A 15,406-nucleotide genomic window follows, 5' to 3' on the forward strand; every position below is an offset into this window, starting at 1 on the left:
GCCTCACGCCGTCCTGCCGCCGACGGCCGCGCCGGTGGCGCCGGGGCCGTCCGGTCCGCCGCCCGCGCGGGCCGCGAGGTCGGTGCCGTCGGCACGGCGGGGATACTCCTGCGCCGCACAGTCCGGGTCCTGTGCGCGGCGCCGCCCACGGATCCGTACCAGCCAGAACAGCAGGACCCCGAGGAGGGCCGCCACGAGGCCCACGGCCGCCCAGGGCACGGCGAGGTACGAGGCGCTGCCGGTCTCGTCGACGTCGCCGCCTGCCGCGGTGACGCGGAGCCGCACGGTGACCCGGTCGAGCTGCGGGGCGCCCGCCCAGTGTTCGGTGAGCTCGACGCGCTGCCCGGGCAGCAGTTCCAGGGGCAGGGTGCGCGCCCGGCGGTCCAGCAGGGTGCGGCCGAACAGGCCCTTGGCGGTGACGGCGAGCCGGGGGGTCAGCGAGACGTTGCCGCGGTTGACGAGGGTGTAGCGGATGGTGGCCTGGCTGTCGCCGGTGCCGGGGAACAGCGGCCCGGTGTGGCCGGCGGTGATGTGCTCCACGGACAGGGCGCCGAGGCCGGGTCCCGCGACGCGCAGGTGGATGCGGGCCCCGACGGCCCTGCGCACGCCGACCCGCACGTCGCCCGCGGCGGTGTCGACGTGGGTGTCCAGGGCGACGATCGCGCCGGGGTGGTCGCCGGGCGAGGCGTCGGCGGGGACGGTGACGGTGAAGGGGATGTCGGCACGGGTGCGGGCGGGGACGGTGAGGCTGCTCCTGGCCAGCCGCACCCAGGAGCCGACGTCGGTGTTCTTCTCGTCGGCGCCGCGCACGGCGAAGCCGCCGTCGCGCGGGGTGTTGTAGGCGTCGGCGCCGTAGAGCCGGAAGGTCATCGGCTCACCGGAGAGGTTGGAGACGGAGACCTTGTCCCGGAGCGTGGTGCCGGGGTCCGCCTCCAGGGTGAAGAAGGGCCGTTCCTGGGCGGTGGGACTGCGGTCCTTCGCCCCGGCGGCCGGTGCGGGGAAGACCGACCAGCGGCCGTTGTCGGCGGCGAAGGCGGCGGGTGCGGGCGCCGCAGCGAGGCCGAGGAGGACGAGGAGGACGGTCAGGAGCGCGCCGAATGCCCTGGCTCCGGCCCTGGCGGCCGCTTCGCCGCCCCTGGCTCTGGTCATGGTCGCGCTCCCTCGCGGTCCGGTGGCGGGCCGGTCCCGACGGCCGGCCCACCCGAGCTATCTGACTGTGCGTCAGGTAAGCGTGAGGGTCAAGACTCCGGAGTAGCTTCCCGTGGCGGAGTACGTGGGCACGTCCAGCGACAGCCCCGCGTCGACGGTGAACTCACCGCCGGTGAGCGTCCCGTCGGGTGCCGAGGCCAGCGTTGCGCCCGCGCTGCCCACGGTCCCGGCGGAGCCCGCCGCACAGGTGCTGGGGCTGCCGGGCGCCGTGACGCACGCCGGGCTCCAGCTGAGCCGGTCGGCGCCGATCAGCGCGCCGCCGGGCCCCTTGAAGTCGGTGACCTTGCCGGTGAGCGACCAGCCCGTGGCGCCGCCGCGGAAGTCCTTGACGGTCACGGCCCGCAGGGCCCCCGTGGAGGCGCCGCCCTCGCCGAAGTCGACCGGCGTCATCTCGACGGTGTCGCCGACCTGGGTCATCGACAGGGTGCCCGCCTTCACCGAGGTGTTGAGCTTCTGGCTGCCGGGCGGCGGCGGGGTGTTGTCGATGACGGTGTAGGCCACCGGCCCGGCCGCGGTGGACGGGTCGTACGCGCCGCCCTCGAAGGCGACGATGCCGGTGGTGTCGAGGTCGCTGACGGCCAGCGTCGCGGTGAAGGCACCCGAGGCGTCGGCGGCGACGGAGGTGAACTCACCGGTGGCGGCGGCGCCCCGGACGCCCGCGACGGTCACCGCGGCGCCCCCGGTGAAGCCGGTGCCCGTGACCGTGACGTCGGCGCCGATCACGCCGGAGGAGGAACCGAGCGCGATGTGGCGGCCGTTGGCGGCGGTCGCGGTGATGGTCTCGGCGACGGGGGCGGGCGGGTTGTTCACGGTGCAGGGGGTGTCCGCCGAGATGCCGTAGTCGGAGTGGACGTTGTAGTCGCCCGGGGTGAGGGTGATCCGGCCGGGCGCGGCGACCGTGAAGGTGCCAGTGATGGTGAAGTTCGGGAAGTCGGCGCCGGCCGGGATCACCGGGTTCTTCTTGGGCCCGACGAGGGTGAGCTCCTGCGTCTGCGCGCCGCCGAGCTGCACCTTGACCGTCGGGGTGATCTGGTCCTCGGGGATGGGGAGGTTGAAGGTGCTGGTGTTGGCCATGGGGCCGTCGAGCACGTAGGTGACGGTGACGGTGTCACCGACCTGCGGGGTCGTGTCGCTCACCGTGACGCCGGCGACGGTCGGGCCGTCGAACGGCGGGATGCCGGAGATGCCGGGCGGGATGCAGTGCACCTGGAAGGTGGAGGTCGCCGCGGCGGCGGGGCCGGCGAGTAGGGTCCCGCCGCCGAAGGCGAGTGCGAGCGCCCCCAGGACGGCGGCGGACCTCCGTCTCCATAAGGTGCCTCTTCGAGGGATGGCAATCATTTCGCACCTCTTGATCACTTTTCTGGCACAGAGTCCCTTTCTGTGCCGACGACGGCCATTGACGTCCGGCGACCAAGAGAAGTCAATGCGAAAGCCTGACCGAATTTGACGGAACGTCAGATACGGTGTCCCGGACGGCGGGTCAGCCACAGCATGCCGCCGGCCCCGAGGAGCAGGACCGTGCCGCCGAGGGTGCCGAGCGCCACGGTGCCGTCCTCCGGGCCGGTCTGCGGCAGGGAGTCCCCGCCGCTCGAACCGCCCGGACCACCCGAGGAGGAGCCGCCCGCCGCCGCGACGTCGAGGGTGAGCGAGGGCCCCGGGTTGTTGCCGGGGGTGCAGGTCGTCGTCGTGCCGAGGGCCTTGATGGTGAGGACCCCCGCGGTGAAGGTGACCTTGCCGTTCCTGCGCGGGACGTAGGTGCCGGACAAGTCGTTGATCTTGATCGGGGTGTTGGCCGGTACGGCCTCGGCGTTCGCCGGGCCGGAGACCTTGAGCGAACCGCTCTCCGCCCCGCCCAGGGCGATGAGGGCGCTCGGGTTCATGGCGCCCTTGCCCAGCTCGACCGGACTGGAGGAGACCCCCTTTCGGAACGACATGACGATCCGGTAGCCCGGCCCCGACTTCGAGGCGGTGACGTCGATGGGCGAGACGGCGCTCTTGTCGCCGATCGGGGTCTTGCAGTTGTACTTGACGTCCACGACCTTCGCGTACGCGGCCGGGGCGCCGCCGAGCACGACCGCCGCCGCCGTGAGGGCGACGGCGGTCGACACCGCGGCCGCCTTGCGCTTGGGGAGCGACACCGGATGTCTCCCTTCCCCCAGAAGTTACTGACGATCCATCAGATGTGGCGCGACAGTACGCCCGTGAGGGAAAGAGGGGAAGAGATCCGGCTCAGGCCGGGGCGGCGACCTCGGCCCAGACCGTCTTGCCCGGCCGGCCGTCGGCATGGCGCGCGACCCCCCAGTCGAGGCAGAGCCGCTGCACTATGAACATCCCGTGCCCTCCCGGCCGTCCGGCACGGTGCGGGGTGCGCGGGGCGGGGCTGCCGACCCCGCCGTCGACGACCTCCAGGCGCAGCGCCTTGGGACTGCGGAACAGCCGCAGCTCCTCGGGGCCGCCCGCGTGCAGGCAGGCGTTGGTCACCAGCTCGGAGACCACCAGCAGGACGTCCTCGGCCGCCGCGCGGCGGTCGGCGGTGTCGGCGGGCAGCCAGCCCCAGTCGTGCAGCGCCTGGCGCGTGAAGTCACGGGCGCTGGGCACCACACCGGCCACGCCGGCGAGCAGCAGCCGGCGCGCCTGGCCACCGCGGTCGCCCTGGTCGCCGTGGCCGTGCGGAGGCACGGCGGCACGGCCCGGGTCCGGGCCGCGGTCGTCGGCCGCAGGGGGCCGGGTGGTGCTCATCAGCGCCTCCACTCACCGATTTCCGCCAGTTCAGAGGTGATCCCGAGGTCTCTCCTGCCCGGGCCGCTCCGGTGAACACCTCTGTATGCGGACGAAACAGGGCGTGCCTCAGCGGCCGCGTACGGGGCCGCTGCGGAGGGTCACTCCTGGAGTGCGTCGTCCAGGGTGTTGTGCACGGTGAACACGGCCTCGGCGCCGGTGATGGCGAAGACCTTGGCCACGGCCGGCCTCATCCCGGCCAGATGGACCGCACCGCCCGCGGCCTCGGCCTTCAGCCGGGTGCCGAGCAGTACGTTGAGCCCGGTGGAGTCGCAGAACTCCAGATGCGTGCAGTCGACCACGATCGTGCCGAAACCGTCCTCGAGCAGCTTGTCGAGCGGCTCGCGCAACAGGTCGGCGGTGTGATGATCGAGTTCACCGGCGGGTGCCACGACCGCCTTCGTGCCGTACCGCTGCACGGACACATGCAGACGGTCACGGCCGGTCGTACCGACCATTTCGCGGTCCATGCGCACTCCTCCCGGGATGACTCGGCGATGCGCACCTCGCACCCTACGCGCTTCCTGACCTGGGTGGTAGTCGCTCCGGCGGCGGTCCGGAGATCGACGGCCCCCGGGTTGCAATAACCGCGCCGAACGGGGTAGGCGTGGAGTGTGGGCTGAATTTCAGGCTCCGCTTGCCCTGCCGCCGCACCGAGGAGGAGAGCATGGCATCCCGGCTCGACGCGCGTGACGCGTCGGCGACCACCGAGGCCAGCGTTCACGAGGAACACGGAACACCGGAGGGCCTGGAGGACCTCCCGGAGATCCCGCCCTTCGACGAAGTGGGTCCGGTCGACGCACGGGCCCTGTCCAAAACGCTCTTCCAGCGGCTGGAGACGCTGGAGGAGGGCACTCATGAGTACAGCTATGTCCGCAACACCCTGGTCGAGCTCAATCTCGCGCTGGTGAAGTTCGCCGCCTCGCGGTTCCGCTCCCGCAGCGAGCCGGTCGAGGACATCGTGCAGGTCGGCACGATCGGGCTGATCAAGGCCATCGACCGCTTCGAACTGAGCCGCGGGGTCGAGTTCCCCACCTTCGCGATGCCGACCATCATCGGCGAGATCAAGCGCTTCTTCCGTGACACCTCCTGGTCCGTGCGGGTTCCGCGGCGCCTGCAGGAGCTCCGGCTCGACCTGGCCAAGGCCGGTGACGAGCTCGCCCAGCAGCTCGACCGCGCACCGACGGTCGCCGAACTGGCCGCCAAGCTCAAGATCACCGAGGCCGAGGTCGTCGAGGGCATGAGCGCGAGCAACGCGTACACCGCGAGCTCGCTGGACGCCCAGCCCGAGGAGGACGACTCCGAGGGGGCCCTCGCCGACCGCATCGGCTACGAGGATCACGGTCTGGAGGGGATCGAGTACGTGGAGTCCCTCAAGCCGCTGATCGCGGAGCTCCCGGCACGCGACCGGCAGATACTGTCGTTGCGCTTCGTGGGCAACATGACACAGTCGGAGATCGGCGACGAGCTGGGCATCTCCCAGATGCACGTGTCGCGGCTGCTCAGCCGCACCCTCGGGCGGCTGCGGCGGGGGCTGCTCGTGGAGGAGTGACCCCGCCCCCCTTCCCCGCGCGGCACGACGGGCCCGGTGAGAGATCTCACCGGGCCCTCCGCGTTGTGCGGCCGCCCGGCCGCCCGCCCACTCAGGACAGGCCGGCGACGTTGCCCGGTCCGTCCCCGCCGGGAGGCCAGTCGATCCCGGGGGCGGCGTAGAAGTTGACCCCCATGGCCGACCACCGCGGGCCCTGGGCCGCGAGACGTTCCCGGAAGGAGGGCCAGCCGGTGCGGGCGGCGGGGGTCCAGCCGAGCTCGGCCACGGCGGGCAGGCGGGGGAAGGACATGTACTCGATGTCGGCGCTGCCGGTGATCGTCTCGGACCACAGCGGGGCCTCGACCCCGAGGACGGACTCCGCGGGGGCGCCCCTGACGAAGCCCGCCGGATCCCAGTCGTAGGCGCTCCGGACGTCGGTCCGCCCGGCCCAGGAGGTGCCCAGGGAGGTGTCCGCGTCGTACTTCATGTCGAGGTACGCGTGGTTCGCGGGCGACAGGACCAGGCGGGTGCCCGCGCGGGCGGCGGCGGCGACGGCGGCCTGGTCCTCGCTGCCGGTCCCCCAGTACTGGGCGACGGCGCCGGGGACGGGATGGGCGCCCGTCATCTGGTGCCAGCCGACGACCGTCTTGCCGCGGGCGCGGACGACGGCCTGGGCGCGGTCCATGAGGGCGACGTACTCGGCATGGGGGGTGGCTCGGGCCTCGTCACCGCCGATGTGGAGGTACGGGCCGGGGGTCATCGCGGCCACCTCGCGCAGGACGGTGTCCACGAAGGCGGAGGTGGCGGGCTTCGGTACGCACAGCGAACTGAAGCCGACGGCGGTTCCCGTGTAGAGCTCGCGGGCGACGCCGTCGCAGTTGAGCCCGGCGTAGGAGGCGAGGGCCGCGTTGGTGTGGCCCGGCATGTCGATCTCGGGGACCACGGTCATGTAGCGGCTCCCCGCGTACGCCACGAGCTGCCGGTAGTCGGCCTTGGTGTAGAAGCCGCCCGGCCCGCCGCCGACCTCGGTGCTGCCGCCGCGGGAGGCCAGCCGGGGAAGCCCGTCGACGGCGATGCGCCAGCCCTGGTCGTCGGTCAGGTGCAGATGGAGCCGGTTGATCTTGTAGAGGGCGAGCTGGTCGATGTAGCGCTCGACCTCGTCCACCGTGAAGAAGTGGCGCGCCACGTCGAGCATCGCGCCGCGGTAGCCGTACCGCGGCGCGTCGGAGATCGTGCCGCCGGCCACGGTCCACGGGCGCCGGGTGGTGTAGCGCCGCTCGACATCGGCGGGGAGCAACTGCCGCAGGGTCTGCACCCCGTGAAAGAGCCCGGCGGGCGTGGCGGCGCGGATGACGAGGGAGCGGGCGGTGGAGCGCAGGGTGTAGCCCTCCGCCCCGGTGGCGCCGCGGGCGTCGAGCGCGAGCACGATGCCGTCATCGGCCCGGTCCCTGGTCACGGGCAGGGCATAGCCGGTCGGCGGGCGCAGCAGCCCGGCCAGTTGGCCGGCGATCGCGCGGGCCCCGGGCGAGCCGGCGGGCACGTGGATCCGCGCGTCCTCCCTGAGGGTGAACGACTCCCCGCCCGGGTCGACCGAGGCCGGTGCGGGGACGACCTGCCCGAGCGGCCGAGCCTCGTCGGCCTCGGTAGGAGCCGGCGCCGCGGTGGCGAGCGGGGCCGCGGCCGCGAGAGACAGCAGGGCCGCGGTCAGCACACGTCGTCGTCTCATTCCCGAACGTCTATCACCCCGACGGCGGCGGCAAGCCGCGTGCGCCGCGGGTCACAGGGATTGGCGCACCCCGCGCCGCCATACGGCGGACACCAGCGGCACACCCGGCCGGTAGGCGAGGTGGACGTGCGACGGCGCGTCCAGCACGACCGCGTCGGCCCGCGCGCCCGGCGCCAGACGCCCGACGTCGTCCCGGCGCAGCGCCCGCGCCCCGCCCAGGGTGGCCGCCTGTACCGCTTCGTCGGGGGTCATCCGCATGTCGCGTACGGCGACGGCCACGCAGAAGGGCATGGAACTGGTGAAGGAGGAGCCGGGGTTGCAGTCCGTGGACAGCGCGACCGTGGCGCCCGCGTCGATCAGCCGCCGCGCGTCGGGGTAGACGGCGCGGGTGGAGAACTCGGCGCCGGGCAGCAGCGTCGCGACCGTGCCGCTGTTCGCGAGCGCGTCCACGTCCGCGTCGGTGAGGTGGGTGCAGTGGTCGGCGGAGGCCGCGTCCAGCTCCACGGCGAGCTGCACGCCCGGACCGTGGCCGAGCTGGTTGGCGTGCACCCGCGGCACCAGGCCGCGGGCGGCGCCGGCGGTCAGGATCGTACGGGCCTGGTCGCCGTCGAAGGCGCCGCGCTCGCAGAAGACGTCGACCCAACGGGCGTACGGGGCGCAGGCGTCGAGCATCGGGCCGGTGACGAGGTCGACGTATCCGGCCGGGTCGTCGGCGTACTCGGGGGCGACGATGTGCGCGCCGAGGAAGGTGACCTCGTCGGCGTGGTCGGCCGCGATGCGCAGGGCCCGGGCCTCGTCGTGCGGGGTGAGGCCGTAGCCCGACTTGGTCTCGATGGTGGTGGTGCCCTGGCGCAGCGCCTCGGCGACGTAGCGGGCGACGTTGGCGTGCAGTTCCTCGTCGCTCGCCGCGCGGGTGGCGGCGACGGTGGTGCGGATGCCGCCCGCGGTGTACGCCTGGCCCGACATGCGGGCGTTGAACTCGCGGGTGCGGTCGCCCGCGAAGACCAGGTGCGAGTGGGAGTCGACGAAGCCCGGGATGACGGCCCGTCCGGCCGCGTCGTACGCCTCGTCGGCGGCGGGCGCCTGCGCGCTCGGGCCGACCCAGGCGATGTGCTCGCCGTCGATGACGACGGCCGCGTCCTCCAGGAGCCCGAGCGGGCCCTCCCCGAGCGCCGGGTCGTTGGTGACCAGGCCGCCGATGTTGGTGATGACGCTGCTGCTCATGACGCGCTTCCTTCGGCGGCGGGAACGGCGGAGATCGCGGCGGCCAGGGCCGCGCCCACGTCGTGGACGAGCTGGTGGGCGCCGTCGCGGACGACATGGCGGCCGGCGACCACCGTGTGGCGGACGTCGGCGCCGGTGGCGGCGAACACGGCGGTCTCGGCGCCGAGGCGGGCCGGCGGCCCCGCGGTGCGCTCGCTGTCGAGCGCGATCGTGGTGAAGTCGGCGAGCGCGCCCGCCTCCAGCCGCCCGGCGTCGGGCCAGCCCAGGCAGGCGTGGCCGTCGGCGGTGGCGGCGCGCAGCAGCTGCGCGGCGGTCCAGTGGCCGCGGGTGCGGGTGCGCAGCCGCTCGTCGAGCTCCATGGCCCGCGCCTCCTCGAACAGGTCGATCACGGCGTGGCTGTCGCTGCCGAGGCTGAGCGGGCTGCCCGCCTCCTGCAGCCGCTTGGCCGGGCCGATGCCGTCGGCGAGGTCCCGCTCGGTGGTGGGGCACATGCAGACGGTGGTGCCGGAGCCGCCGAGCAGCGCGATGTCCTCGTCGGTGAGGTGCGTGGCGTGCACGGCCGAGGTGCGCGGGCCCAGCACGCCGTGGTCGGCGAGGAGCCGGGTGGGGGTGACGCCGTGCGCGGCGCGGCATGCGTCGTTCTCGGCGGGCTGCTCCGACAGGTGGACGTGCAGCGGCGCCTGGCGGTCCTCGCCCCAGCGCACGACCGTGGCCAGCTGGGCGGCGGGGACGGCGCGCACCGAGTGCACGGCCGCGCCGATGCGCGCGTGGGGCCGGTCGGTGAGGGCGGCGGCGCGCTCGGCCCAGGCCTCGGCGTCCCCGTCGCTGAAGCGCAGCTGGTGGGGCTCGGGGGCGGCGCCGAAGCCGGAGGAGAGGTAGACGGTGTCGAGGAGGGTGATGCGGACTCCCGCCTCGTCGGCGGCGGCGATCAGCGCCTCGCCCATGGCGTTGGGCTCGCTGTACGGGGCGCCGCCGGGCTGGTGGTGCACATAGTGGAACTCGCCCACGCAGGTGATGCCGGCCAGCGCCATCTCCGCGTAGGCGGCGCGGGCGAGGTCGAAGTACGTGTCGGGGGTGAGCGCGGCCGCGACCCGGTACATGACCTCGCGCCAGGTCCAGAAGGTGCCGCTGCCCTGCTGGACGGTGCCGCGCAGGGCCCGGTGGAAGGCGTGGCTGTGGGCGTTGGCCAGACCCGGCAGGGTGAGTCCGCGCAGCGTCACGGCGCCGACGGGCGGCGCGGCGGCGCCGGTGCGCATGGCGGCGATACGGCCGTCGGAGCCGGTGTCGAGGACCACGCCCCGCTCGACGCGGCCGCCGGTCCAGGCGTACTCGGCCCAATAGCTCTGCGGCGTCAGCGACACGCCAGGCCCTCCAGTACGTCGGCGAGTGCGGTCACCCCGGCCAGGCAGTCGTCCTCGGTGGCCGTCTCGGCCGGGGAGTGCGAGACCCCGGTGGGGTTCCGTACGAACAGCATGGCGGTCGGGACGGCTTCCGACAGGATGCCGGCGTCGTGTCCCGCCCCGGTCGGCAGCACGGGGGCGTCACCGAGCAGCTTGACGAGCTCGTCGCGCAGGCCGTGCGCGAACTCCACGACCGGGGTGAACGACTCGCGGGTGACCTCCACCCGGACGCCGTCGCGCTCGCCCCGCTCGACCGCCGCGCGCTCGATCTCGCCGACCACCTCGGCGAGGGTGGCCTCGTCGGCGGCGCGCGAGTCCAGCCAGCCGCGTACGAGGGAGGCGATGGCGTTGACGCCGTTGGGTTCCACGCCGACCTTGCCGAAGGTGGCCAGCGCCCCGGCGAGCCGCGCCTTCTTGCGCGCGGCGAGCACGGTGTTGGCGTAGGTCAGCATCGGGTCGCGGCGGTCCTCCAGGCGGGTGGTGCCCGCGTGGTTGGCCTCGCCGTGGAAGTCGAACCGCCAGCGGCCGTGCGGCCAGATGGCGGAGGCGACGCCCACCGCGTGCGGGGTGTCGGCCAGGGCGCGGCCCTGCTCGACGTGGAGCTCGACGAACGCGCCGATACGGGCGAGGCGTTCGGCGTCCGGGCCGATCGCCTCGGGGTCGTGGCCGGCCCGCTCCATGGCCCGGGCCAGGGTGACGCCGTCGCCGTCGCGCAGTTCCCGGGCCTTCTCCGCGGTGAGCTGTCCGGCGGTGAGGCGGGAGCCGACGCAGGCCAGACCGAAGCGGGCGCCCTCCTCGTCGCCGAAGTTGACGACGGCGAGCGGCCTGACCGGGGCGGCGCCGCGGGCCCGCAGCTCGTCCAGCGCCGCGAAGGACGACACGACACCGAGCGGGCCGTCGAAGGCGCCGCCGTCGGGCACCGAGTCCAGGTGCGAGCCGGTGACCACCGCGTCCCCGGCCAAGGGGTCGCCGAGCCAGGCCCACTGGTTGCCGTTGCGGTCCACCTCGTACGCCAGGCCCCGGCCCTCGGCCTGCGCCTTGAACCAGGCGCGGCAGTCGGCGTCCGCGCCGGTCCAGGCGTAGCGGCGGTAGCCGCCGGAGCCGGAGTCGCGGCCGATCGGCCGCAACTCCGTCCACATCTCGTGGAACGAGGAGGTCACGCCTCCCCGCCTTCGCGCATGGGCACGCGCACGCCGCGCTCGGCGGCGACCTCGTCGGCGCGGTCGTAGCCCGCGTCGACGTGGCGGATGACGCCCATGCCGGGGTCGTTGGTGAGCACGCGGCGGATCTTCTCGCCCGCCAGCTTGGTGCCGTCGGCGACGGTGACCTGGCCGGCGTGGATGGAGCGGCCGATGCCGACGCCGCCGCCGTGGTGGATGGAGACCCATGAGGCGCCGGAGGCGATGTTGACCATGGCGTTGAGCAGCGGCCAGTCGGCGATGGCGTCGGAACCGTCGAGCATGGCCTCGGTCTCGCGGTACGGGGAGGCGACCGAGCCCGCGTCGAGGTGGTCGCGGCCGATGACGACCGGGGCGGCCAGGGTGCCGTCGGCGACCATCTCGTTGAAGCGCTCGCCGGCCTTGTCGCGCTCGCCGTAGCCGAGCCAGCAGATGCGCGCGGGCAGGCCCTGGAAGTGGACCCGCTCACCGGCCATCTTGATCCAGCGGGCCAGCGACTCGTTCTCCGGGAAGAGCTCCAGGATCGCCTTGTCGGTCTTGGCGATGTCGGCCGGGTCGCCGGACAGCGCCGCCCAGCGGAAGGGGCCCTTGCCCTCGCAGAACAGCGGGCGGATGTAGGCCGGGACGAAGCCGGGGAAGGCGAAGGCGCGCTCGTAGCCCGCCAGCTGGGCCTCACCGCGGATGGAGTTGCCGTAGTCGAAGACCTCGGCCCCTGCGTCCATGAAACCGACCATGGCCTCGACGTGCTTCGCCATCGCCTCGCGGGCCCGCTGGGTGAACTCGGCGGGCTTCTCGGCGGCGTAGGAGGCCATGTCCTCGAAGTCGACGCCGATCGGCAGGTACGCCAGCGGGTCGTGGGCGGAGGTCTGGTCGGTGACGACGTCGATGGGCGCGTCCATGGCCAGCAGCTGCGGCACCAGCTCGGCGGCGTTGCCGAGGACGCCGATGCTCAGCGGCTTGCGCTGGTCGCGGGCCTCGGTGGCGAGGGCGAGCGCGTGCTCCAGGGAGTCGGCGCGCACGTCCAGGTAGCGGTGCTCGATGCGGCGCTCGATGGCGCGCGGGTCGCAGTCGATGCAGATGGCGACGCCGCCGTTCATGGTGACGGCGAGCGGCTGGGCGCCGCCCATGCCGCCGAGGCCGGCGGTGAGGGTGATGGTGCCGGCCAGGCTGCCGCCGAACTTCTTCTCCGCGACCGCGGCGAAGGTCTCGTAGGTGCCCTGCAGGATGCCCTGGGTGCCGATGTAGATCCACGATCCGGCCGTCATCTGGCCGTACATGGTCAGGCCCAGGGCCTCCAGGCGGCGGAACTCCTCCCACGTGGCCCAGTCGCCGACGAGGTTGGAGTTGGCGATGAGCACCCGCGGCGCCCACTCGTGGGTCTGCATCACACCGACCGGGCGGCCGGACTGGACGAGCATCGTCTCGTCCTGCTTGAGGCCCTGGAGGGTGCGCACCATGGCGTCGAAGGACCGCCAGTCGCGGGCGGCCTTGCCCGTGCCGCCGTAGACGACGAGCTTCTCGGGGTGCTCGGCGACCTCGGGGTCGAGGTTGTTCTGCAGCATGCGCAGTGCGGCTTCCTGCTGCCAGCCCTGCGCGGTCAGCGCGCTGCCGCGCGGTGCGCGTACGGTCCTCGGTCCGGCGCCGGTTCCGGTCATGCCCCTGCCTCCTCGCGACTGGATTGAGTCATTCACATCCTGGTCTGCTGAATAGCACTAGTCAACCGGGCCTCCGTCTCTCCGGCGCCCCCGAGGGGATGTGTCCGGGTCACATTCCCCACGGGCAGGGTCGTACCCGTTCCGCGCCCACCGATCACGACCCGCCCCACCCGATCGGGGGTCCTGACACGATGGCGGTATGACGGAGGAACCGGCGGTACGACGGGAACGGGCACTGCGCGCGGCGGTCGAACAGAGGCTGATCGGGCCGGACAGACCTGTGGTCGGACTGCTGGACCTGGACGGCGTCCGGGCGGCCGCCGCCGAGCTGCGGGCGGCCTTCGCGACGCCCGGCGTGGAGATCACCCACGCCTTCGCGGTCAAGGCGGCCTCCCTCGTGCCCGTGTTGCGGCTGCTGTCCGAGGAGGGCATCGGCGCGGAGGTCGCCAGCCCCGGCGAACTCGCCCTGGCGCGGGCCGCCGGCGTCCCGGCCGGGCGGATCGTGCTGGACTCCCCCGCCAAGACCCCGGACGAACTGCGGGAGGCCCTGGCGCTCGGCATCGCCCTCAACGCCGACAACCCGCAGGAGCTGGCACGGCTGGACCGGCTCGTGCCGCCCGGGACGGCCGCGGCCCCGCTCGGACTGCGGGTCAACCCCCAGGTCGGCGGCGGCACCATCGGCGCGATGAGCACGGCCACCGCCACCTCGAAGTTCGGCGTGGCCCTGCGCGACGAGGGCGCGGCCGACTGGGTCGTCCGCGCCTACCTCGACCGCCCCTGGCTCACCCGGCTGCACACCCACACCGGGTCCCAGGGCGTGTCCCTGGAACTGATGGCCGCCGGGGTGCGCGCGACGTACGAGCTCGCCGAGCGGATCAACACGGCGGCCGGACGGCGCCAGGTCACCACGCTCGACATCGGCGGCGGCCTGCCGGTCAACTTCGCCTCCGACGAGGTCCGCCCGGGCTTCCGCGCGTACGCGGACACGCTCCGCGCCGCCGTCCCCGGGCTCTTCGACGGGCGGTACGCGCTGGTCACGGAGTTCGGGCGGTCACTGGTGGCGAAGCAGGGAACGATCCTGGCGCGCGTGGAGTACACCAAGTCGGCCGGGGGCCGCGCGATCGCCGTGACGCACGCCGGCGCCCAGATCGCCACGCGCACGGTCTTCGCGCCGGACGCCTGGCCCCTGCGGGTGCTCGCGCTCGACCCGAAGGGGCGCCCCAAGGACGGCGACCCCGTCCCCCAGGACATCGCCGGCCCGTGCTGCTTCGCGGGCGACCTGGTCGCGACGGAGCGCGAGCTGCCGCTGCTCGCGGAGGGTGACCTGGTGGCGCTGCCCGACACGGGGGCGTACTACTTCTCGACGCACTTCGCGTACAACTCCCTCCCCCGCCCCGCCGTCCACGGCTACGCCGGGCCCGCCCCGGCGTTCCAGACGCTCCGGCGCGCCCAGACCGTCGAGGACCTCGTCCTGGAGAGCGGCGGCTGACCCGTGCCCCGGGGGGCCACGCCGGACACGGGCCGGCCAGCGGCCCCGGCGAGGCCGGGGCCGGCGCCCCGCGCCCGCACACCGGCGGGTGGGAGGCACTTCAACCCGACGACGGCGCAGCGACCGGGCCGCGCACACAGCCCGCGGCAAGGCGGCCGCCCACCCCCGCGAAGCCGGGGAAAGCGCCTCTGCCTCGAACACCGGCAGATGAGAGGCGCACCCTGCCCGCGGCCCTACAAGCCTGGGGATGCGTCCCGACCAGGCGACGGCGCAGCGACCGGGCCGCGCCCACAGCCCGCGGCAAGGCGGCCGCCCAACCCGGCGAAACCGGGGAAGCGCCTCTGCCTCGAACACCGGCGGATGGGCGCCCACCTCCCCGGCGCCCTCCAAGCGGAGACACCCACCCCGACGACGGCGCAGCGACTCAGCGCGGCGTCCCCATCGCGCCCCGCGAAGCCCGGGGAAGCGCCCCGCGGAGGGACGGGCCCGGAATCCGCCGCGCGGGGTCAGCGGGTTGCCGCGGCGCGGCGGGAGGAACCGCCGGGGGCGGCGTCGCCGGCGACGGGGCCGGTGGTCTCGTAGGCGGGGACGGACGGGGCCGCGGGGCCGCGCCCCGCGTACTCGGGCCGGACCCACAGCAGCGCCTCGTGCCTCCGCTCCCAGCGCCCCAGGCGCACCGCCTTGGCCCAGAGCCCCGCACCGGCCCCCGCGAGCAGCATCCCCGCCGCCGCCGGCGCGGCGACGCTGGACACCAGGGCCACCACAAGCGCCCCGAGCAGCCACCACCGCCGGGCCCGGGCCCAGGCACGCGCCGTGACCCGGCGGTCCTGCAGGAAAACGCCCCGGGGCGCGCGCTCGGCCGCCTCCGCGAGGGCCGTGTACCGCCGCCTGCGCACCAGGAAGGCCGCCACCGCGGCGACCACGAAGAGCGCCGCCCCGCCCAGCACACCGATACGGCGGCCGGTCAGGCCGGGCACGAAGACCCCGACGCCCGCCGCCACGACCCCGAGCCACCACAGCCAGCGCGCCGGTACCCGTACCAGGACCGCCACCCGCGCCAGCGCATACGCTCCGCGCACCACCGCTGCCTCCTCCTTCACGGCTCGCTCCGAGAGTGCTGAGGAGGGAGGTTACTCACGGGACGTCAAGATTCCGTGAGAAAGCAGCGGCCGCTCCCCCGGCCGCCCCGGCACCGCATGCGCCGCTCACCAGCCGG

Annotated in this window: 13 protein-coding genes; 2 read left to right on the forward strand and 11 right to left on the reverse strand. The window is 74.1% G+C overall.

What is annotated here, in order from left to right; genetic code table 11:
- Positions 1-3 precede the first annotated feature (3 nt).
- The 5 genes from ACWDAS_RS16570 to ACWDAS_RS16590 form a co-directional block, all read right to left on the reverse strand.
- Positions 4-1,149 (reverse strand): WxL protein peptidoglycan domain-containing protein, encoded by a 1,146-nt coding sequence (locus tag ACWDAS_RS16570; RefSeq protein ID WP_450390771.1) that lies wholly within the window; start codon positions 1,147-1,149, stop codon positions 4-6.
- A gap of 72 nt (positions 1,150-1,221) precedes the next feature.
- Positions 1,222-2,547 carry a beta-xylosidase gene (locus tag ACWDAS_RS16575; protein ID WP_450390773.1) on the reverse strand — a complete coding sequence of 442 codons (1,326 nt, stop codon included), beginning with the start codon at positions 2,545-2,547 and terminating at the stop codon, positions 1,222-1,224.
- Between the two features lie 116 nt (positions 2,548-2,663).
- Positions 2,664-3,347, reverse strand: coding sequence for an LPXTG cell wall anchor domain-containing protein (locus ACWDAS_RS16580; RefSeq protein ID WP_450390776.1), 684 nt, complete (start codon positions 3,345-3,347; stop codon positions 2,664-2,666).
- 91 nt (positions 3,348-3,438) lie between these two features.
- Positions 3,439-3,948, reverse strand: a complete 510-nt coding sequence (locus tag ACWDAS_RS16585) for an ATP-binding protein (RefSeq protein WP_450390778.1) — start codon at positions 3,946-3,948, stop codon at positions 3,439-3,441.
- Positions 3,949-4,088: 140 nt separating this feature from the next.
- Positions 4,089-4,457, reverse strand: coding sequence for an STAS domain-containing protein (locus ACWDAS_RS16590; RefSeq protein WP_450390781.1), 369 nt, complete (start codon positions 4,455-4,457; stop codon positions 4,089-4,091).
- A 197-nt stretch (positions 4,458-4,654) separates the two neighbouring features.
- Between ACWDAS_RS16590 and ACWDAS_RS16595 the strand changes: the two genes are divergently transcribed.
- On the forward strand, positions 4,655-5,539 hold the full coding sequence (locus ACWDAS_RS16595; protein ID WP_450390783.1) for an RNA polymerase sigma factor SigF: 885 nt from the start codon (positions 4,655-4,657) through the stop codon (positions 5,537-5,539).
- Positions 5,540-5,630: 91 nt separating this feature from the next.
- Here the strand turns inward: ACWDAS_RS16595 and ACWDAS_RS16600 are convergent, their stop codons facing one another.
- The 5 genes from ACWDAS_RS16600 to hutU are packed head-to-tail and all read right to left on the reverse strand — an operon-like array spanning position 5,631 to position 12,701.
- Positions 5,631-7,244 carry a beta-N-acetylhexosaminidase gene (locus ACWDAS_RS16600; RefSeq protein WP_450390786.1) on the reverse strand — a complete coding sequence of 538 codons (1,614 nt, stop codon included), beginning with the start codon at positions 7,242-7,244 and terminating at the stop codon, positions 5,631-5,633.
- Positions 7,245-7,295: 51 nt separating this feature from the next.
- Positions 7,296-8,468, reverse strand: coding sequence for an imidazolonepropionase (hutI, locus tag ACWDAS_RS16605; protein ID WP_450390789.1), 1,173 nt, complete (start codon positions 8,466-8,468; stop codon positions 7,296-7,298).
- Positions 8,465-9,823, reverse strand: coding sequence for a formimidoylglutamate deiminase (locus ACWDAS_RS16610; protein ID WP_450391165.1), 1,359 nt, complete (start codon positions 9,821-9,823; stop codon positions 8,465-8,467). The genes hutI and ACWDAS_RS16610 overlap by 4 nt, the downstream gene beginning before the upstream one ends.
- Complete coding sequence (locus ACWDAS_RS16615) at positions 9,820-11,007, reverse strand: allantoate amidohydrolase (RefSeq protein ID WP_450391167.1); 1,188 nt, start codon at positions 11,005-11,007, stop codon at positions 9,820-9,822. Before ACWDAS_RS16615 ends, ACWDAS_RS16610 begins: the two co-directional genes overlap by 4 nt.
- Before the next feature lie 17 nt (positions 11,008-11,024).
- A complete protein-coding gene (hutU, locus tag ACWDAS_RS16620; RefSeq protein ID WP_450390791.1) occupies positions 11,025-12,701 on the reverse strand; it encodes a urocanate hydratase in 1,677 nt (558 codons plus the stop codon).
- A 199-nt stretch (positions 12,702-12,900) separates the two neighbouring features.
- Here hutU and ACWDAS_RS16625 point away from each other — a divergent pair, with 199 nt between their 5' ends.
- Entirely contained in the window at positions 12,901-14,190 is a 1,290-nt protein-coding gene (locus ACWDAS_RS16625) for a diaminopimelate decarboxylase (RefSeq protein ID WP_450390794.1), read from the forward strand.
- Between the two features lie 506 nt (positions 14,191-14,696).
- On the opposite strand, the gene ACWDAS_RS16630 is transcribed toward ACWDAS_RS16625, so the two are convergent.
- Entirely contained in the window at positions 14,697-15,272 is a 576-nt protein-coding gene (locus ACWDAS_RS16630) for a hypothetical protein (protein WP_450390797.1), read from the reverse strand.
- Positions 15,273-15,406: the final 134 nt, after the last annotated feature.

The sequence above is a fragment of the Streptomyces sp. NPDC001070 genome (assembly GCF_053598835.1).